General features: G+C 68.5%; 20 protein-coding genes and 1 tRNA gene. 9 read left to right on the top strand and 12 right to left on the bottom strand.

The window, feature by feature from the left end:
• Window positions 1-207: 207 nt before the first annotated feature.
• The 3 genes from DU484_RS15130 to DU484_RS15120 all read right to left on the bottom strand — a co-directional run bounded on the left by DU484_RS15130 (window position 208) and on the right by DU484_RS15120 (window position 1,118).
• Window positions 208-597 (bottom strand): PIN domain-containing protein, encoded by a 390-nt coding sequence (locus DU484_RS15130; protein WP_114606349.1) that lies wholly within the window; start codon window positions 595-597, stop codon window positions 208-210.
• The gene (locus tag DU484_RS15125) at window positions 594-797 is read right to left on the bottom strand and encodes a hypothetical protein (RefSeq protein WP_114586782.1); all 204 of its coding nucleotides are present in this window, start codon (window positions 795-797) and stop codon (window positions 594-596) included. The genes DU484_RS15130 and DU484_RS15125 overlap by 4 nt, the downstream gene beginning before the upstream one ends.
• A 246-nt stretch (window positions 798-1,043) precedes the next feature.
• Window positions 1,044-1,118, bottom strand: a tRNA-Val gene (locus DU484_RS15120).
• A gap of 233 nt (window positions 1,119-1,351) precedes the next feature.
• On the opposite strand from DU484_RS15120, the gene trpD reads away from it, so the two are divergent.
• From trpD to trpG, 4 genes are read left to right on the top strand one after another with little or no spacing between them, the layout of a single operon-like run.
• A complete protein-coding gene (gene trpD / locus DU484_RS15115; RefSeq protein WP_114606348.1) occupies window positions 1,352-2,347 on the top strand; it encodes an anthranilate phosphoribosyltransferase in 996 nt (331 codons plus the stop codon).
• The gene (locus DU484_RS15110) at window positions 2,347-2,988 is read left to right on the top strand and encodes a phosphoribosylanthranilate isomerase (RefSeq protein ID WP_114606347.1); all 642 of its coding nucleotides are present in this window, start codon (window positions 2,347-2,349) and stop codon (window positions 2,986-2,988) included. Before trpD ends, DU484_RS15110 begins: the two co-directional genes overlap by 1 nt.
• A 34-nt stretch (window positions 2,989-3,022) precedes the next feature.
• Window positions 3,023-4,687: an anthranilate synthase component I gene (gene trpE / locus DU484_RS15105; RefSeq protein WP_114586779.1), complete on the top strand. Its 1,665-nt coding sequence runs from the start codon at window positions 3,023-3,025 to the stop codon at window positions 4,685-4,687.
• Window positions 4,684-5,304: an anthranilate synthase component II gene (trpG, locus tag DU484_RS15100; RefSeq protein WP_114586778.1), complete on the top strand. Its 621-nt coding sequence runs from the start codon at window positions 4,684-4,686 to the stop codon at window positions 5,302-5,304. Before trpE ends, trpG begins: the two co-directional genes overlap by 4 nt.
• Here the strand turns inward: trpG and DU484_RS15095 are convergent.
• On the bottom strand, window positions 5,301-5,498 hold the full coding sequence (locus DU484_RS15095; RefSeq protein ID WP_114586777.1) for a hypothetical protein: 198 nt from the start codon (window positions 5,496-5,498) through the stop codon (window positions 5,301-5,303). The two genes, trpG and DU484_RS15095, sit on opposite strands and share 4 nt — an antisense overlap.
• Before the next feature lie 497 nt (window positions 5,499-5,995).
• On the opposite strand from DU484_RS15095, the gene DU484_RS15090 reads away from it, so the two are divergent.
• The 3 genes from DU484_RS15090 to DU484_RS15085 all read left to right on the top strand — a co-directional run bounded on the left by DU484_RS15090 (window position 5,996) and on the right by DU484_RS15085 (window position 10,432).
• Window positions 5,996-9,100, top strand: a complete 3,105-nt coding sequence (locus tag DU484_RS15090; protein WP_114606346.1) for an adenosylcobalamin-dependent ribonucleoside-diphosphate reductase — start codon at window positions 5,996-5,998, stop codon at window positions 9,098-9,100.
• A gap of 162 nt (window positions 9,101-9,262) precedes the next feature.
• A complete protein-coding gene (locus DU484_RS20630; RefSeq protein ID WP_316043095.1) occupies window positions 9,263-9,370 on the top strand; it encodes an HVO_2523 family zinc finger protein in 108 nt (35 codons plus the stop codon).
• 60 nt (window positions 9,371-9,430) lie between these two features.
• Entirely contained in the window at window positions 9,431-10,432 is a 1,002-nt protein-coding gene (locus DU484_RS15085) for a phytoene/squalene synthase family protein (RefSeq protein WP_114606345.1), read from the top strand.
• Here the strand turns inward: DU484_RS15085 and cruF are convergent.
• From cruF to DU484_RS20490, 6 genes are all read right to left on the bottom strand, one after another.
• Entirely contained in the window at window positions 10,429-11,325 is an 897-nt protein-coding gene (gene cruF, locus DU484_RS15080) for a bisanhydrobacterioruberin hydratase (RefSeq protein WP_114586774.1), read from the bottom strand. The two genes, DU484_RS15085 and cruF, sit on opposite strands and share 4 nt — an antisense overlap.
• The gene (locus DU484_RS15075) at window positions 11,318-12,157 is read right to left on the bottom strand and encodes a prenyltransferase (RefSeq protein WP_114586773.1); all 840 of its coding nucleotides are present in this window, start codon (window positions 12,155-12,157) and stop codon (window positions 11,318-11,320) included. Before DU484_RS15075 ends, cruF begins: the two co-directional genes overlap by 8 nt.
• The gene (locus tag DU484_RS15070; protein ID WP_114586772.1) at window positions 12,154-13,659 is read right to left on the bottom strand and encodes a phytoene desaturase family protein; all 1,506 of its coding nucleotides are present in this window, start codon (window positions 13,657-13,659) and stop codon (window positions 12,154-12,156) included. Before DU484_RS15070 ends, DU484_RS15075 begins: the two co-directional genes overlap by 4 nt.
• 76 nt (window positions 13,660-13,735) lie before the next feature.
• Window positions 13,736-15,151: an FAD-dependent oxidoreductase gene (locus DU484_RS15065; protein WP_114606344.1), complete on the bottom strand. Its 1,416-nt coding sequence runs from the start codon at window positions 15,149-15,151 to the stop codon at window positions 13,736-13,738.
• A 63-nt stretch (window positions 15,152-15,214) separates the two neighbouring features.
• Window positions 15,215-15,661 (bottom strand): hypothetical protein, encoded by a 447-nt coding sequence (locus DU484_RS15060; RefSeq protein ID WP_114586770.1) that lies wholly within the window; start codon window positions 15,659-15,661, stop codon window positions 15,215-15,217.
• 122 nt (window positions 15,662-15,783) lie between these two features.
• Complete coding sequence (locus tag DU484_RS20490; RefSeq protein WP_262342798.1) at window positions 15,784-15,915, bottom strand: hypothetical protein; 132 nt, start codon at window positions 15,913-15,915, stop codon at window positions 15,784-15,786.
• A 144-nt stretch (window positions 15,916-16,059) separates the two neighbouring features.
• Here DU484_RS20490 and DU484_RS15055 point away from each other — a divergent pair, with 144 nt between their 5' ends.
• Window positions 16,060-16,734: an SDR family oxidoreductase gene (locus DU484_RS15055; protein ID WP_114606343.1), complete on the top strand. Its 675-nt coding sequence runs from the start codon at window positions 16,060-16,062 to the stop codon at window positions 16,732-16,734.
• A gap of 43 nt (window positions 16,735-16,777) precedes the next feature.
• On the top strand, window positions 16,778-17,599 hold the full coding sequence (locus DU484_RS15050) for a ZIP family metal transporter (RefSeq protein ID WP_114606342.1): 822 nt from the start codon (window positions 16,778-16,780) through the stop codon (window positions 17,597-17,599).
• On the opposite strand, the gene DU484_RS15045 is transcribed toward DU484_RS15050, so the two are convergent.
• Together DU484_RS15045 and DU484_RS15040 are read right to left on the bottom strand one after the other, a co-directional pair.
• Window positions 17,596-17,883, bottom strand: a complete 288-nt coding sequence (locus DU484_RS15045) for a hypothetical protein (protein ID WP_114586767.1) — start codon at window positions 17,881-17,883, stop codon at window positions 17,596-17,598. The genes DU484_RS15050 and DU484_RS15045 overlap by 4 nt on opposite strands.
• A complete protein-coding gene (locus DU484_RS15040; protein ID WP_114586766.1) occupies window positions 17,880-18,893 on the bottom strand; it encodes a DUF7490 domain-containing protein in 1,014 nt (337 codons plus the stop codon). The genes DU484_RS15045 and DU484_RS15040 overlap by 4 nt, the downstream gene beginning before the upstream one ends.
• Window positions 18,894-18,956: the final 63 nt, after the last annotated feature.

Below are 18,956 nucleotides of genomic sequence, written 5' to 3'. Positions count from 1 at the left end.
ATTGGTGATCTCGTAAGCGTGCTTGCGTTCTTGCTCGTCGTGGGGGCCATCGCGTTGTTCGTCATCACCCAGGTGCTGCCCGTTTTCTAACGGGTGGCAAGCGTCCGAATGCTCGGTATCGTTCCGGCGTCGGTGTCGACGAGGTGGTCGGGACCACCGTCACGGACTTCGGGTGGATCATGTAGATCGAGGGAAGACAGCCGTCGATTACTTCCGCAGATTCGTCACGGTGAGAGATGATTCGAGCACGTCCGTCTGAAAATCCCCATCAGAGACGACGAGTTCGTCGCCCGTCGAGCGGGCAGTCGCGGCGATCAGGGCGTCGGGCGTCGAGAGCCGAACGCCGTCGCTCATCGTTTGGTCCTGAAGCCGTGCCGCTTCGAGCGCGATCCCCTCGGTGAGGTCGAGGGCTTGCACGCCGCCAAAGTCTCCACGCACGTCCCGTACGTCGGTCGCCCCCGAGCCGAGTTTGCCGTCGATGACTTCGTAGACACAGAGCGTCGAGGTGAAGAAGGGTTCCCGGCCGTCGAGATAGTCGATGACGTCCTCGACGCCGCCGAGGTAGTCGATGATCGCCGACGAGTCGAGAAACGTCATCGGTCGTCCCAGTTCTCTCGGGACTTGCGGACGCGCTCTTTCGCCCGTTCCGCCTCGTCGGTCGACCACGCACCGGCCTCGATTGGCTCTTCGTCGGCCGCGATACGCGTCAAGAACTCGTCCCACGTCTCGTCGTCACGCTTCAGGTCGTCGAGCAGGTCCTTCGTCGACGAATCGACCGGGATCGACGTTCGGCTCATACAAATTTATAATGAATTCATACGTAAGTAGCTTTGTCAGCTACAGCCCTTCCACTCTCTGACGCTCCTCCGCTTCCGGTGAGAACGTCCCCTCGCCACGCGCCGGACACGGCTCCTCGTCGTCTCCGATACGGCCACCACAGAAGCCACAGAGCGGTGTCGGTAGATCCGAGTGATCCGGCTCACGCCGACCACCCCTGTCTTAAGGAGGTTGGAAACGGAGGGCGATTAGCCCGTATAAAGGAATGGGTTGGGGCAGATTTGAACTGCCGGCCTCCTCCATGTCAAGGAGGTGTCATAACCAGACTAGACCACCAACCCGGTCGTGACGTGCTTTCGAACGCATCCAAACGTATCCCCGGGCACTAATTGAACCTTTCGGAACGGGCCTTCGGAGGGCGATTCCGGGGGAGTTATTAGCCGGTATCGTCGCCAGCGACGAGATTCGTCTCGCCGTAGCGTGATCCGTCTTCGCCGCGGCGTTCCGACGACAGGTTTAAGACGATGTATAGATTTGTTCATCGTAACCCGAACTCATACACTGGTGTTCATCCATGCAGGATTATATCGAACGCGTCACCGACGGCGAGGACCTGACCGGCGAGGAGGCACGGGACGCGGCCCGCGCCGTCTTCGAGGAGGCGACCGAGGCACAGATCGGGGCGTTGCTGACGGCGCTCCGGGCGAAAGGCGAGACGGAGACGGAGATCGCCGGCTTCGCGCAGGGGATGCGCGACGCGGCGCGGACCATCTCGCCCGACCGGTCGCCGCTGGTCGACACCTGCGGCACTGGCGGCGACGACTACGACACGATCAACGTCTCGACGACGAGCGCCATCGTCGTCGCGGGCGCGGGCGTCGCCGTCGCCAAACACGGTAACTACTCCGTCTCCTCCTCCTCGGGGAGCGCGGACGTCCTCGAAGTCGCCGGCGTGAACGTCGAGGCCGAACCGCCGTCGGTCGAGGAAGCGATCGAGCGCGACGGCATCGGCTTCATGCTCGCCCCCGTCTTCCACCCCGCGATGAAGGCGGTCATCGGCCCGCGGAAGGAACTCGGGATGCGGACGGTGTTCAACGTGCTCGGGCCGCTGACGAACCCCGCCGGCGCGGACGCACAGGTGGTCGGCGTCTACGACCCCGACCTCGTGCCCGTCCTCGCCCGTGCGCTCGCGCAGATGGACGTCGAGCGAGCGATGGTCGTCCACGGCTCCGGCATGGACGAGATCGCGCTCCACGACGCGACGACCGTCGCGGAAGTCGACGGCGACGAAGTGACGGAGTATACGCTGACGCCGGCGGATATGGGCCTGGATCGAGCGCCCATCGAGGCCGTCGCGGGCGGCGGCCCCGAGGCGAACGCCGCCGACCTCCGCGGCATCGTCGAGGGCGACGTGACGGGGGCGAAACGCGACATCATCCTCGCGAACGCGGGCGCGGCGATCTACGTCGCCGGCGCGGCCGACGACCTGCAGTCGGGCGTCGACGCGGCCCGCGAGGCCATCGACTCGGGAACCGCCGTCGCCAAACTCGACGACCTGCGGGGTGCCTGATGGTCCGGTCGAAGATCTGCGGGGTGACGAACGAGGCGGACCTCCGGGCGGTGGCCGAGTCGGGTGCCGACGCCGTCGGGATCATCACCGAGGTGTCGGTCGACACGCCCCGCGAAGTCCCGCCCGACCGCGCCGCCGACCTCGTCGCGGCCGCGCCGCCTTTCCTCTCCACGGTCTTGGTGTCGATGCCCGACACCGCGACCCGGGCGGTCGAACTCGCCGGCGCCGTCGCTCCGGACGCCATCCAGTTACACGGCGGGTTCGACGACGAGGACGTCCGGTACGTCCGCCGCGAGGCGCGCGCGGACGTGATCACCGCCGTCGACGCGACCGACCCCGATCGGGTTCGCAGCTACGACGGCGTCGCCGACGCCATCCTCCTCGACTCGACGACCGAGGACGGTGCGGGCGGCACGGGCGAGACCCACGACTGGGACGCGGCGCGCGCCCTCGTCGACGCCTGTACGACCCCGGTCGTCCTCGCCGGCGGGCTGACCCCGGAAAACGTCGCCGAGGCGGTACGAACGGTCGATCCGTACGCCGTCGACGTCTCCAGCGGCGTCGAGCGGGCCGGCGGCGAGAAGGACCACGACGCGGTCGCGTCGTTCGTTCGTAACGCGGCGTCGGAGGTGTCGGCGTGATAGACAGTGTTCGAACGACCGATGGGGTGATCGCGTGACCCCCGACCGCGACCGCGCCGCGTTCGTCGACCTGTTCGGGGGCGACAAACCGGTGGTCGCCCGCCTCGCCGTCACGCTCGACGTCGAGTCGACGCCGCTCTCGGCGTACGCCGCCCTCGACGACCACAGCGACTACGGGTTCCTGCTGGAGAGCGCGGAGAAGACGCCCTCCAGCGACCCCGAGGGCGCGTTCACCGCCGACGGCGAGGGTGCGGACCGACACGCCCGATTCTCCTTCGTCGGCTACGACCCCGACGCCGTCGTCTCGGTGACGGGGAGCGAGGTGACCGTCCAGTCCCTCGGCGGCCCGGCCGCCGACCTGGTCGCAGCGACGGCCGGCACGGACGACGAGGGGGCCGCGACCCCTCGGGCAACCGGCGAAGCCGGTGACGACCCCGACGCGGACGTTCTCGACGCCCTCCGCACGACGCTGCCGGACCTCGAACGGGTGGGCTTTCCCGACGCCGACCGACAGCACCTCGACGGCGGCCTCGTCGGCTTCCTCGCCTACGACGCCGTCTACGACCTGTGGCTCGACGAGGTTGGAGTGGAGCGACCCGAACCGATCGTCCCGGACGCGGAGTTCGTCCTGACGACCCGGACGCTCGCGTTCGACCACGCCGAGGACGCCATCCAACTGATCTTCACGCCCGTCGTCGACCCCGACGCCGACCCCGGTTCGACCTACGACGCCCTCCTCGACGAAGCGCGTGACGTGGAGCGGGCGCTCGCCGAGGCCGGCGACCCGGAGACGGGTGGGTTCGTCCGCGCCGGCGAGACGGTCGGTCCGCGCGAGGAGTACGAGGACGCGGTGCGGGCGGCGAAAGAACACGTCCTCGACGGCGACATCTACCAGGGCGTCATCTCGCGGAAACGCGAGCTGACGGGCGATATCGACCCGCTCGGTCTCTACGAGTCGCTGCGGGCGGTCAACCCCTCGCCGTACATGTACCTCCTGCGCCACGGCGACCGCTCCATCGTGGGTGCGAGCCCCGAGACGCTGGTGTCGGTGGGCGGCGAGCGCGTCGTCTCGAACCCCATCGCCGGCACCTGTCCGCGCGGGACGAGCCCCGTCGAGGACCGCCGACTCGCGGGCGAGATGCTCGCCGACGGGAAGGAACGCGCCGAGCACACGATGCTCGTCGACCTGGCACGCAACGACGTGCGCCGGGTGTCCGACCCCGGCTCCGTCCGCGTCGAGGAGTTCATGAACGTGCTCAAATACTCCCACGTCCAGCACATCGAGTCGACGGTGACGGGGCGGCTGGCGACGGGCGCGACTCCCGGCGCGGGCGGCGACCGGTCGCCGCCGTTCGACGCCTTCGACGCCACGCGCGCAACCTTCCCGGCGGGGACGCTCACCGGCGCACCGAAGGTGCGGGCCATGGAGATCATCGACCGACTGGAGCGGGACCCACGGGGCGTCTACGGCGGCGGCGTCGGCTACTACTCCTGGAACGGCGACGCCGAGTTCGCCATCGTCATCCGGACGGCGACGATAGCGAGCGGCGATCCGGACCGCATCACGGTGCAAGCGGGCGCGGGCATCGTCGCGGACAGCGACCCCGCGAGCGAGTACGAGGAGACCGAACAGAAGATGGGCGGCGTCCTCGACGCCATCGAGCGCATAGAGTCGCCGACGCCGGAGGCCCACCGATGAAGGTCCTCGTCGTCGACAACTTCGACTCGTTCACGTACAACCTCGTCGAGTACATCTCGGAGCATCCCGACCCGTTGACGGGCGATCCGATAGCGGTCGAGGTGCTGAAAAACACCGCGACGCTGGAGGAGGTGCGGGCCGTCGACCCGGACGCCATCGTCATCAGCCCCGGCCCGGGCCACCCGAAAAACGACCGCGACGTGGGCGTGACGAACGCGGTGTTGCGGGAGGTCAGCACGACGGTACCGACCCTCGGCGTCTGTCTCGGCCTCGAAGCTGCCGTCTACGCCTACGGCGGGACTGTGGGCCACGCGCCCGAACCGATCCACGGCAAGGCCTACCCCGTCGACCACGACGGCGAGGGCGTCTTCGCCGGGCTGGCACAGGGCTTTCGCGCCGGCCGCTACCACTCGCTCGTCGCCACCGAAGTCCCCGACTGCTTCGAGGTGTCGGCGACGACGGCCCACGACGACACGGACCTCGTCATGGGGGTTCGTCACCGCGAGTACCCCATCGAGTGCGTCCAGTTCCACCCCGAGAGCGTGCTGACGGCCGTCGGCCACGACGTCATCGACAACTTCCTGCGCGCGGCGCGGACGCCGGACGCGACGGCCTAGGCGAGAAAGAGCGACGCGAGAAGGAGGAGGCCGACGACGAGGGCCGCGATGGTCACCAGCCGCCACGCGATTTTCAGGACGATGCGGCCGACGACGACGACGAGGCCGATGGCGACGATGACGAGCAGTAACTGTCCGAGGGGTCCACTGAGGGCACCTCCCAACTGCAGGAGCACCTGCGGCGTGAGCGACATATCCGAGCCGACTCCCAGCGGACGCATAAGTCTGTGGGCGGGTATCGGTCACTGTGGCCGTTCTACCGGTATATCAGTATCTGGAGATGTAACGGTGGGGCGGTTCCCGCGGTGGCGGACACGCTACGTTCGTCGGTGACACGTGTCCCCGTCGACTGGGGAATCGCCCTCACAACTGACCCCCCTTTCGTTCCACTGGATTTCCGAATGCTGTCTGCCGATTTCGTCCGTCAAATTTCACTTTCGCTCCGATCTACATAGCGTTATATGCGTCGGGCGGCGATGAGTGAGACGTGTAGCGGCGCCACGCCGCCTGCGATCAACGCAAGTAGACAGGAATCGGATAGATTGGCAACCGGAACCCAAGCCTTTACAGCGCCGATTCCACTTACAGGAACCGTCACGGACGAACCGATTCGAGTCAGCGACCGGGCCGCGTGTACCCCCCTGGGGTGGGGAGAGACGGGCCGCGAACCGACCACCACGACGACTAACACATGAGTACGCACGACATCGAGACCGACGAACTGGAACTGCCGATCAAGCGGACCGACGGGGAGACGCTGGAAGACCGACTCACCGCCAACGCTTACCACAACATCCTCCCGGCGCGCTATCTTCGAAAGGACGCGAACGGGGACCTGATCGAGGACCCGGAGGACCTCTTCCCGCGCGTCGCGAAAAACATCGCCCTCGCCGAGGCGGTGTTCGAGGCGCGCAAGCGGGACGTAGAGATCACGGTCACGCCCGAGCAGTTGAAGCCGGATCATCCCCGACGCGACGAACTCGCCGCCGAGGTGTTTGGCACGGGGACGACCGCCGACGCCGACGCCGAGACGACGCTCTCCGTCTACAACGTCAACAAGTTCGCCTACGAGACGGTCGTTCCGGACCTCCCCGAGGAGGTCCGGGCCGTCGTCGAGGAGACACGCGAGGAGTTCGAGACGCTGATGGGCGAGCTCTCTTTCATGCCAAACTCGCCCACCCTGATGAACGCGGGCGACGAACTCCAGCAGCTGTCGGCCTGTTTCGTCGACTCGCCCGAGGACGACATCGACGACATCCACCAGACGGCCAAGGAGGCCGCACAGGTGTTCCAGTCCGGCGGCGGCATGGGCTATGCCTTCTGGCGACTCCGACCGTACGGCGACGCGGTCGGCTCGACCGGCGGCATCGCGTCGGGACCGATCACCTTCATGCGCACGTTCGACCAGATGTGCGAGACCATCGCGCAGGGCGGCGCCCGCCGGGGCGCCCAGATGGGCGTCATGCGCATTTCGCATCCGGACGTGATCCAGTTCATCCACGCGAAAAACAAGGACGTCTCGCTGGCGCACACCCTTCGCCTGAACGACCCCGACGACTTCACGCACAACTCCTTCGCGGCGGCCTTGGAAGAGGCCCGCGAACTCATCGACGACGAGGGGCGCGTGCCGAAACACCTCCGCAACGCCGTCGAGGGCCACCTCTCCAACTTCAACATCTCCGTCGGCGTCACGGACGAGTTCATGGAAGCGCTGCAGGCGGGCGAGGACTTCACGTTCACCAACCCGCGGACGGGCGAGGCGCACATTGCGACCCCCGAAACGAAGGAGCTCTACGAGATGTTCGGCCTCGGCGAGTACGTCGAGGTGGGCGAGGAACTCTCGATGCCCGCCGAGGTCATCTGGGAGGACATCGTCGAGGGCGCTCACGAGAACGGCGAACCCGGCGTCATCTACCTCGAACGCGTGAACAAACAGCACTCCTTCGACGTGGAGGCGCAGCCGGACCACCGCATCCTCGCGACCAACCCCTGTGGCGAACAGCCGCTGGAGGAGTACGAGGCCTGCAACCTCGGTCACATCAACCTCTCGACGCTCGCGGACCTCGACGCGCCGGACTGGCGGGTCTGGGCCGACGAACACGCCGACGCGTACGACTCGGAGGCAGCAGCAGTCGAGGCGTTCCTCGAGGACGCCATCGACTGGGACGCCTTCGACCACCGCATCGACTACGGCACGCGATTTTTGGAAAACGTCGTCACGATGTCGGACTTCCCGGTCGACGAGATCGAGCGGAAAGTTCGGGAGATGCGAAAGATCGGCCTCGGCGTCATGGGGCTGGCCCAGCTGTACGTCCAGCTCGGCATCCGCTACGGCAGCGACACGGGCAACGAGGTGGCCCGCCAGCTGATGACCCACATCAACCACGAGTCGAAGTGGGCCTCCCACGAGCTCGCCGAGGAACGGGGGGCCTTCGAGGACTGGGACGACTCGAAGTACGCCGACCCCACCCGCTACCGCGAGTGGTTCGAACACCACACGGGCGAGGACGCCGACGAGTGGGCGGACGGCTTCCCGATCCGCAACCACAACACGACCACCATCGCCCCGACGGGCACCACGTCGATGGTCGGCAACACCACCGGCGGCTGTGAGCCGATTTACAACGTCGCCTACTACAAGAACGTCTCCGACGACGTGCAGGGCGACGAGATGCTCGTCGAGTTCGACGACTACTTCCTGCGGACGCTGGAGGCGAACGACGTCGACGTCGACGCGGTCAAACGGGAGGCCCAAGAGCAGATGGCCGAGAACGCCTTCGACGGCGTCGAGGGACTCGACACCGTCCCGGACGCCATCGGCGAACTGTTCGTCGTCACCGGCGACCTCTCCGGGAAACAACACGCCGCGGTCCAGTGTGCGTGTCAGGAGGGCGTCGACTCCGCCATCTCGAAGACCTGCAACTTCCCCAACAGCGCCTCCATCGAGGACATGGACGAGGTGTACCGATACATCTACGAACACGGCGGGAAGGGCGTCACCGTCTACCGCGACGGCACGCGCTCGAAGCAGGTGTTGACCACCCGCGCACAGAACGCGGAGTTCGCGGACGAGAGCGAGGCGGCCGAAACCATCGTCGAACAGATCGAGGAGGTCTTCGGCGGTATCGAGGGCTTCCTCGACAACGAGGACGTGCGCGCCGCCCTCGATTCCGAACTGGAGGATCTGCTCGCGGCCGCCGACGGCGAACGCGAACTCGGTACGAAGCGCCCGCGGCCTGACGTGCTCCACGGCGTCACCCAGCGCATCGACACCGGGTACGGGAAACTCTACGTCAACATCAACGAGGACGAGGCGGGCCGACCGTTCGAACTGTTCGCCAACATCGGCAACTCGGGCGGCTTCACCGCCTCCTTCACCGAGGCGCTGGCGAAGACCATCTCGACGGCGCTGCGCTCGGGCGTCGACCCGCGCGAAATCGCCTCCGAACTGCAGGGCATCCGCTCGCCCAAGGTGGCCTGGGACAAGGGCGAACAGATCAACTCCATCCCCGACGCCGTCGGGACGGCCATGCGTCGCTACCTCGACGACGAAATCGACCGACCATACCCCAAACAGCAGAACCTGACGGAACTCGAGGAGGCCGAAGCGAAGGCGATGAACGACGGTCCCGAGGCCGACGGCGGCGCGACGACTGCCGCGGCCACGGACACCGACGACACCGCCGACCTGCTCGCGGCCGGCGAGAGCCCCGAATGCCCCGACTGCGGGTCGATGAGCCTCTACTACTCCGAGGGCTGCAAGACCTGCGAGTCGTGTGGTTGGTCGGAGTGCTGACCGGCTGACCGCCTCCGCTCCCCGTTCGTTTTTTTTTCGCGTTCGATACGTGTCCGACACCCGATTCAAAACTTCCCGATCAGCCGCCCGAAACGTTTCGATCCGGTCATCGCTCGACCGACCGGCGGAACAGTCATGTCGATGTAGTATTTATATAAAGGTATGTCTGCTCGGTGTCCCCGGTGCGAGACGGCGATGCACCGCCGTCACTGCAAGTACGTCTGTCCGAACCACGGGGTCGTCTTCGACTGCAGCGATACGTTCTGGTGACATGACGGATTACGATACAGCTACGATCATCACTGGTCGGTCGGCGGAGGGGGGGACACGATGGTGAGCGACGACGGCGTCGCCCGGGGAAAGGAAATCCAGCGACGGACTGGGAAGACGTTTCATCTCGCAACCCGACTGCTACCCGCCCGCGTCCGCGAGGCGACGTACGTTCTCTACGCCTTCTTCCGAGTGGCGGACGAAGTCGTCGACGACGCCGAGGGCGTTCCGCCCGCCGAGCAGCGTACGGAACTCGAACGGCTCCGCGCGGCGGCGCTGGGCGAGGAATCGACCGACGACCCCGTGCTCGCCGCCTTCGCGGAGCTCCGCGAGACGTACGACATCCCCGACGCGGACGTGAACACCTTCGTCGACGCGATGTTGACCGACGTGACCAAGAGCCGCTACGAGACGTTCGCGGAACTGCGGGCGTACATGGACGGCTCGGCGGCCGCGGTGGGGCGGATGATGACGGCGGTGATGGAGCCCGAGGAGCCGGAGCGGGCGCTCCCCCACGCGACGGTGCTCGGTGAGGCGTTCCAGCTCTCGAATTTCCTGCGTGACGTGCGCGAGGACATCGTCGAGCGTGACCGCATCTATCTCCCACGGGAGACGCTCGACGAGTACGGAGTCCGCGAGGCGGACCTCCGAAACTTCGAGGTGACCGAGGGCTTTCGCGAGGCGATGGAGCGCGAACTCCGGCGGACCGAGGCGCTCTACCGCGAGGGCGTCGCCGGCATCGAGTATCTCCCGAAGGACTGCCAGTTCCCGGTGCTCGTGGCCGCCGTCCTCTACGCCGACCACCACCGGCTGATCCGCGAGCGCGACTACGACGTGCTCTCCGAGACGCCGTCGATAGCGACGACCCGAAAGCTCGCGCTCGTGGCGCGGACGCGCTGGCACTGGCTCTGGAACCACGACCCCGAAACCGTCTTCCTGCGGGTGAGCTGTGTCCCGGAGGTGCCCGGCGACGTGGACCCCGACCACGGCCGCGACCCGAACCGCGGGGTCGGTCGCCGCCTCCTTCGCGGGGCGGTCGAGGGTCTCCGGCGGCTGACTTAGACCCAGCGCGGCCGCGTCGGCACGTCGAAGCGGTTCGTCCGAACCAGCCCGAGGCCGAAGAGGCCGCCGACGGCCGCCGCCCCCCAGTTACCGAAGTAGACGTTGACCGCGCTCCAGAGCAGGACGAAACTCACCAGATCGTCGAGCGCGAACTCACAGGTTTCGAGACGGTCGAGCAGCGCCGCCCGGTCGAGGACGGCGTCGAGGACGAGCACCGTCACCGTCGCCGAGAGCACCCACCCCGCGAAGTTCGAGAGCGGGACGCCGTAGACGGCGCCGCCGCCGGCGTAGGCCCAGAACCCCAGCGCGACGGCGCCGGGATCGAGCACGAGGTCCATGGCGACGACGGTTCCGATCACGGCCGGCAGGCGCACCCACGTCGCCCGCGCCCGCGGGCCGAGGAGGAGCAGACAGAGGAGGTAGGCGTTGCAGACGAGCGGCAGGAAGAAGACGGGGAGACCGACGGGGACGCCCGCGACGGTCGGCCCGAGGTCGATGGCGTAGTGGAAGTCGCCGTAGGGCCACCCGGTTCGCAGGCCGACGAACTCGATGGCGTAGGCGTAGCCGGCGAGGACGGCGACCCCGACGGCCGCCGTCCGGTCGATCAGCGGCGCGATGCCGACGAGCAGCGGCGAGCGCATGACGAGCGTCCCCAGCAGGATGAGGAGGGGGTCGAACGCGAGCGGCGGCGGCAGGAGTCCCTCCGCGCTCGCGACGAGGAGGACGGCGCCGACGACTGGGAAGACGACGGCGATGGTGAACCGGTTCTCGCGGACGAGGGCGTCGAGGCGGGCCTGGACGGCCGCCCGGTCGCCGCGGCGGGTCGCAGGCGTGGCGGCGGCGTTCGCACTCGCACCGCCGCCGTCGCCGTCGCCGCCGCCGGGATCAGCCATGCACCAGCCTCCAGAGCCCGCCCATCGTGATGAGCGCTCCGACGACGGTGTTGACCGCGGGGAACCACCAGTACGCCCGGTCGGCCGCCACCGACGACCGGGCGACGAGGACGACGCCGACGGGATAACAGCCGATCAGGGCGCCCAGCCGAACGTCGAGCAGGCCGAACGCGACGGCGGCGAGCGCCCAGCAGGCGGCGCAGTAGGCGTACGTCCGCCGTTCGCCCAGTTTCGTCGCCGTCGTCTCGATGCCCGCCCGCCGATCCGGTTCGATGTCGGGAATCGCGGAGAAGGTGTGCATCGCCATCGTCCACAGCCACCCGCCGGCGACGGCCAGCAGTGGCGGATGGCGGCCGGCGACGGCGGCGTAGGCCGCGGCACCGGGCAGGACGTACAGGCCGTTCGAGAGCGAGTCGAGCGGCGGGCGCGTCTTCAGCCGGAGCGGTGGCGCGCTGTAGGCGACGCCGAGTGCGAGGAAGCCGGCGAGCCACGGCCACGTGAGCGGCGGCGTCAGCGCGACGGGGGCGAGAGCGAGGCCGCCACAGACGACGACGGCGACGGGGACGAGTCGGTCGCCGCCGTAGCGCACCTCGCGGCCCTCCTTTTTCGGATTCTCCGCGTCCACGTCGACGTCGAACACGTCGTTGACGCCGTAGAGCAGGACGTTCGCGGGGAGAAGGAAGTACGCGAAGAGGGTGAGCGTCGTCGGGGTGAAGAGGTCGGCCGTCGAGGCGGCGGCGTAGACGACGCCGACCGCCACGGGGCCGGCGAGGTAGAGCCAGAACCGTGGGCGCGACAGCTTCAGGAGGTACCGCGCCGCGGCCGCCGTCATCGTCGTTCTTTCGCCATCCGCTCGGCCGTCAGGCGGCCGCTGATGAGACACATCGGGACGCCGATGCCGGGCGTGGTGTACGATCCCGTGAAGTAGAGCCCGTCCACCTCGGTCGAGGCGTGTGGCGGGCGGAACAGCGAGGTCTGTCGGAGGGTGTGTGCGAGGCCCAGTGCCGTCCCCTGCGTGCTGTTGTACCGGTCGGCGAACTCGGAGACCGAGAAGGTTTCCTCGAAGACGATGCGGTCCCGGAGGTCGACGCCCGTGTGTTCGGCGATGTCGTCGAGGAGGAGATCACGAAACTCCTCGCGGCGCTCCGTGCCGTCGTCGAGTCCGGGGGCGATGGGGACGAGGGCGAAGAGGTTGCTGTGGCCCTCGGGGGCGACGGTGTCGTCCGTCTCCGAGGGGACACAGAGGTAGTAGGCGGGGTCCTCGGGCCACTCCGGGTCGTCGCCGAAGATGGTGTCGAAGTGGTCGTCCCAGTCGGTGGGGAGGACGAGCGTGTGGTGGGCGAGGGGGTCCACGTCGCCCTCGACACCGAGATAGAGGAGAAAGGCGGAGGGGGCGTAGGTGCGGGAGTCCCAGTAGTCGGCGTCGTACTGGCGGTCCTCGGGGACGAGGAGGTCCTGTTCGGTGTGGGCGTAGTCGGCGTCGGAGACCACCTCGTCGGGGAAGAACTCGCGGCCGTCCGCCGTGCGGACGGCGAAGCCGCCCTCCTGCCCTCTGATCTCCGCGACCGGGTGGTCCGTGTGGAAGGTGACGCCCAGTTCCTCGGCCATCGCGACGATGCCGTCGACGACGCCGCCCATCCCCTCCTCGGGGTAGTAGACGCCGAGTTCGAAGTCGACGTGACTCATGAGGTTGTAGAGCGCGGGCGTGTTGTTCGGCGCGCCGCCGAGGAAGACGAGGGAGTACTGGACGATCTGTTGGAGCTTCGGGTGATCGAAGTAGTCCTCGACGTGGTCCTGCATCGTCCCCAGCAGGGAGAGCCCGTTGGCGTACCGCACCACGTCGAGGTCGACGAAGTCGCGCAGGCGGGCGCGGTCCTCGTAGACGAAATGTTCCATGCCCACGTCGTAGGTGTAGGCGGCCTGCTCCAGATAGTCGTCGAGCGCCTCGCCGGCGCCGGGTTCGTAGGAATCGAACGTCTCGCGATTTTCGGCCAGGTCGGGGACCAGATCCACTTGATCGCCGTCCTTGAAGAAGATGCGGTAGTGGGGGTCGAGGCGTTCGAGGCCGTAGTACTGCGAGGGCTCGCGCCCGAAGTCGCCGAAGAAGTCCTCGAACACGTCGGGCATGAGATACCAGGAGGGGCCCATGTCGAACCGGAAGCCGTCGGCGTAGCGCCGGCTGGCACGGCCGCCGAGTTGTTCGTTTTTCTCCAGTACCGTCACGTCCGCACCGGCGTCGGCGAGATAACAGGCCGTCGAGAGGCCGCCGAATCCGCTGCCGACGACGACGACCGACCGCCCGTCGGCCGCCCCGGTCGGCGGGTTACCGTTCATGTCCTCCCGTAGGGACGTGAGCCGTATATACTGCCCGCCGGCGGGGCGACGTACTCGCCCGTCGGCGCCGCGGCCGTCACTCCGATAGCTGCCCGTTCACCACCTTCGCGGCGACGAGGACGGGGTCCCAGACGGGGCTAAAGGGCGGCGCGTACGCCAGGTCGAGGCGTTCGAGTTCGGCGACCGTCAGGTCGGCCTCGATGGCCGTCGCGAGCGTGTCGATGCGGACGGCCGCGCGGTCCCGGCCGACGATGGACCCGCCGAGGGTCCGCCCGGTCGTCCGGTCCGCGACGAGGGTGACGGTCGTCTCCTCGTTGCCGGGGTAGTAGCCCGACCGCGACCCCGCGGTGATCGTCTCGCTGACGGGGTCGAAGCCGGCGTCCGCGGCCGCCGACTCGTCGACGAGGCCGACCCGCCCGCATTCGAGGTCGAAGGCCTTCACCACCGCCGTCCCGGCCACGTCGCCGACGGGTGTGGGGTCGCCGGCGACGGTCGACCCGATGGCTCGCCCCGCGCGGTTCGCCGTCAGACCGAGGGGCACCCACGTCTCCGCGCCCGTCACTGCGTGGCGTGCGGTCGCCACGTCGCCCGCGGCGTAGACGGCCGGCAGGCTCGTCCGGCCGTAGTCGTCGGTTTTGATCGCGCCGCTCGGCCCCCGGTCGACGCCCGTCCCGTCGAGGAGGGCCGTGTTGGGGCGGATGCCGACACCGAGTATCGCCACGTCGACCGGGCGCTCGTCGCCGTCGATGCGCAGGGCCGCGACGCGTTCGTCGCCGACGAGTGCGTCGACTTCGGTGTCGGTGTGGACCGTGACACCGTGGTCGCGGAGGGTCGATTCGACCCGCTCGCCGACCGCCGCGCCGAAGGGGGTGAGGAGGTGGGCGGAGCGCTGGTAGAGGTGGACGTCGACGCCGCGGGCAGAGAGCGCTTCGGCCATCTCGACGCCGACGTAGCCGCCGCCGACGATGGCGGCCCGCTCCGGCGGTTCGAGCGCGGCGTTGTGGTCGACGCGGTCGCGGTCGACGGGACCGTCGCCGAGGCGGGCCGGGTCGTAGTCGTCGGGCGCGGCGAGGTAGGCGTCGATGGCCGCGGCATCGTCGAGGCCGTGGAGGCTGAAGACCCCGTCGAGGGAGCGGTCGAACGGCCCGGCCGCCGCGCTGGCGCCCGTCGCGACGAGCAACTCCGCGTACGGCTGTTCGAATCGCTCGCCGTCGGCGCGGACGGTGACGGTCCGGTCCTCGGCGTCGACCGAGACGACTTCGTGACCGCGACGCAGGTCGATGCCGCGCGCTTCGGCCTCGGCCGGCGAGAGCGAGAGCAGGTCGGTCAGCCGGTCGACCGACCCCTCGACGAAGTAGGGCGTCCCGCAGTGGGCGTAGGAGATCCACTGCCCCTTCTCGAAGACGATCACTTCGCGGTCGCTCTCGCGTCTGCACTTGCTCGCGGCGCTCAGTCCGGCGGCGTCGCCGCCGACCACGACGAACGGGTCCATACGACTCCTTCACCGACCGCCGACAAAAGCGTACGTCGCGTTCGCGTCACGGGTGCAGATGCGCTACTCGCGATACAGGAAGTACGCGAGCAGCCCCGCGAGCGCCGTCTCGGACGCGAGCGCGAGCGTCTCGACGGGACCGGCGACGACGTGGGCACCCAGAGACGCGAGCGTCGAGCCGCCGTGGTGGGTGCCGGGGCCGACGAAAAAGAGTGGCCGGTGGCCGCTCGCGTGCCACGCGAAGTAGCCGACGACGTAGACGACCATCAGGGCGACGCCGCCGACGTAGAGCGGCCGACGGTCCGCGCCGGCGACGGCGGCCAGCAACCCGCCGACGAGGGCGAGTCCCGAGACGACGAAGAGCGGCCACCGCAGGTCGGGCGGGAAGACGATGCCCGCGCTCAGGTAGGTCAGCCAGTTACTGACGCCGAGTGCGAGATGGAGGACGGCGACGAGAACGACCAGATGCGCCGCGACGACGTGGAGCGGATCGAACGCACGAACGTTCATCTCCACGCTCGGGGATGGACGGATAAAAACGGTCAGAAATCGGTCGGGGCGCTGTAGGGCGTCGTCGTCGATCCGCGCCGGAGCGATCCGGCGAGAATCTCAGGCGCGTTACGATACCCCTATCAGAACCGGCCACGGCGCCGGAACAGGCGCGTCAGGAACCGCTCGACGGGACCGGGAGTGGCGGAAACCGAGACGCCCGGGAGGTAGTACTGGTCGTCCGACTGTTGCTTGGATGCAGGTGTCTTGCTCATGTATCCGATTGGGAGCCCGAAAGAATTAAAAATTCCGAAGTAAAGTTTCCAAATAGCAAATTAACATCCGTTATTGACGAAGGTTCACACACTTCACGGCCGTCCCGTCCGTGGGTTCATGCGGCTTCCGACCCAACGGAGCGTATGGATGGAACGAACGTCGTCGTCACGGGTGCGAGTCGGGGAATCGGTGCGAGCGTCGTGCGGGCGTTCGCCGACGCGGGCGCCACCGTCACCTGCTGTGCCCGGACGCTGGAGGAGTTGGAGTCGGTCGTCGAGTCCGCTGCCGGGTCGGTGACGCCGGTTCGGGCCGACGTTCGCGACGAGTTCGACGTGGAACGGCTGATGGAGACGGCCGCGAGCGAGGGAGCCATCGACGCCGTGGTGGCGAACGCCGCCGTCAACCACGGCCCGCCCGGCGAGAGTCCGCTGGCGGAGGAGTCGTACACGCGCTTCGACGACACGATGCGGACGAACCTCCGCGGCGTCTTCGCGACGGTCCGGGAGGCGCTCCCGCATCTCGCACCGGACGCCCGTATCCTCGTTCCCTCGGGGAGCGTCGCGCGCGAGTCGACGCCGGGAATGGGCGCCTACGCCGTCTCGAAGGCGGGCGCCGAGGCGCTGGTTCGGGGCTTCGCGGCCGACATCGACGGGTCAGTCGCCGTCGTCGATCCCGGCTACGTCGCCACGGACCTCAGCGGCGGCAAGGGCCGCGACCCGGACGATGTCGCGCTGATGTTCGTGTGGGCGGCCCGCGACGCCGAGGACGTGAACGGCGAGATTCTGGACTTGCGCGCGTGGAAGTCGGCTACCCGGTAGCCGAACCGAACGTATTATTAATTGCTACCGTATCGTTGTTAATATGAGTCGACCTTCCGTCGCCGGTCTGGCCGCGGCCGGCGCCCTGATCCTCCTCTCCGGCCTCGCGGCGACCGTCGGCGCGTGGAAACTTCTCAGTATCTCGTGGGTCGCCTTCGCCGCGATGGCACTTGGGATTCCGCTCGGGCGACGTACCCTCGGCGACCGGTCGTGGGCGCTCGTGTGGGGCTACGGCCTCGCCGCCGGGGCGATGATCACCAGCGCCGCCGTCTTCCTCGTCCCGCAGGCCATCGCCCACGACGCCAACTTCGGCGGCTTCGGCGTCGCGCTCGGCCTGCTGGTGGGCTTTGCCGGCCACACCGTCGGGCACCGCCTCGCCCACTACGACTTGCCCTTGGATCGCACCGTCGCCGAACTCTCGGCACACGCCTTCTCGGCGGGGCTGATCATCGGCATCGTCTACGGCAACATGCCGAGCCTCGGGCCGATCCTCGGCCTCGCCATCGTCTCCCACAAGGGGCCGGCGGGCTACGCGGCCGCCCGGCGCCTCGTCTCGAACGACCGCGATCCGACCGTCCTCCTCCTGCCCGCGGCGGGCGTCGGCATCGCGGCCATCGTCTCTAGCCTGATCCAGCTCCCGGCCGCCCCCGCGGTCCGTGGCGTCGTCTTCGGCTTCGCCGCCGGCATCTTCCTCCACGTCGCCATGGACTTCCTGCCGCGATGCGAGATCGGGAGCGACGTACACGAACTCCTGACGGTCACCGGCGACGCCCACGACCTGCTGGACCAACTCCGGGTCCACGCCGTCCTCAGCACGGGGCTCGGCGGCATCGCCGTGTTTCTCGCGTGGGTGGCCGTCACCTAGCCGTACAGCCGTCGGAGCTGGTACGAGATGCCGAGCCCCGCCGCGAGCAGGACGACGAGGTTGAAGGCCGCCTGAAACAGCGACCGGTACTCCGGCTCGATCCACGTCCGGATGGCGTTCGAGACGCTGAGATACAGTTGGATCACGGCGACGAAGGCGAGGATGCCGAGGACGAGCAACACGGCGTAGTTGGCGTACCGCCGGACGCGCTCGCCGCGACCTTCGTCTTCGTCCGCGTCGGTAGCGGTACTCTCACTCTCGGGGGTGGTGTCGGTCTCACTCATTGGCTCGTCCTCCGTGCGAGCAGGGCCGCGGCGAGGAGCGCGACGACGGCGACGCCGACGCCGAAGCCGGGCGCCGACCCGCCGGCGGCGGGTTCGCCCGTCGCCTCCGGCACGGGCCGGTCGCGCTCCCCGTCGCCGCGGGTGAAGTCGCTCACGCGCAGTTCCACGTCGCGTCGCGTCTCGTTGACGCTGATGGTCTCCGTCGGGTCGAGGTTCGCCGCCCCGCGGGCGCTGTCGACGACGACGCCGTCCTTCCAGAGGACGGCGTCGATGTAGTAGTTGTAGCCCGTCGGGACGGTCAGCCGCGTCTCGGCCGTCTCCGTGCGGCCGGGGCGGATCGACCCCACCGGCACCGAGGTGCGGTTGGCGACGATGTTCGAGTCGGCCTGTCGGAGCGTCACCGTGACGCGCAGGTCCTCCGGCTGGTCGTCGCCCGCGTTCGTCAGCGCCATCTGGAGGGCGAGCGTCGTCCGGTTCCCGCTCGTCTCCGCGACGGAGAAGGAGACGGGCGGGAGGGCGTCCGCCGCGGCGAACCCCACGTCGCTCCGGGCGTACGGCGGCTGGAGGGCGTCGAGGCCGCGGAGTTCGCGCCCCCCGCTGTCGACCCGTTGGCCGTCGCGGTAGACGACGGCGCGGACCCGATACCCGCCCTCGCGCTCGACGGTCAGGGTCGTCGGCACCGCCACTTCGCGCTCGTCGCTCAGGTCGCCCACCCGAACGGTCCGGGTGGTCTCGACTAGCCCCGACTCCGCGTCGACCGCCTGCACCCGCACGCTCACGTTCCGGGCCGGCGGTCCCCGGTGTGACAGGCGCGTCGTCACGTTCAGGGTGACCGTGCTCCCGGTCACGTCTGTCGCCGCAATTTCCATGTCGGTGATGTCGACCGGGCCGGGTCGCACCGGCCGGTCCGCGCTCGGATCGGCGAGGGCGCCGGGGACGACGACGGCGGCGACGACGGCCAGGAGGGCAACGCCGGCCGCCCCCGCGGCCAGCGCGGTTTCACGGCGCATACCTCGCCATCCTCGTGGACTCGGCAAATGTCTTGGGGAGGCTGAAGCCCCGATTTATGTTAT

This window comes from Haloplanus rubicundus, from assembly GCF_003342675.1.
Taxonomy (GTDB): Archaea; Halobacteriota; Halobacteria; order Halobacteriales; family Haloferacaceae; genus Haloplanus; species Haloplanus rubicundus.
The sequence above is the reverse complement of the archived record's forward strand: the minus strand, read 5'-3'. Positions and strand labels throughout refer to the sequence as shown.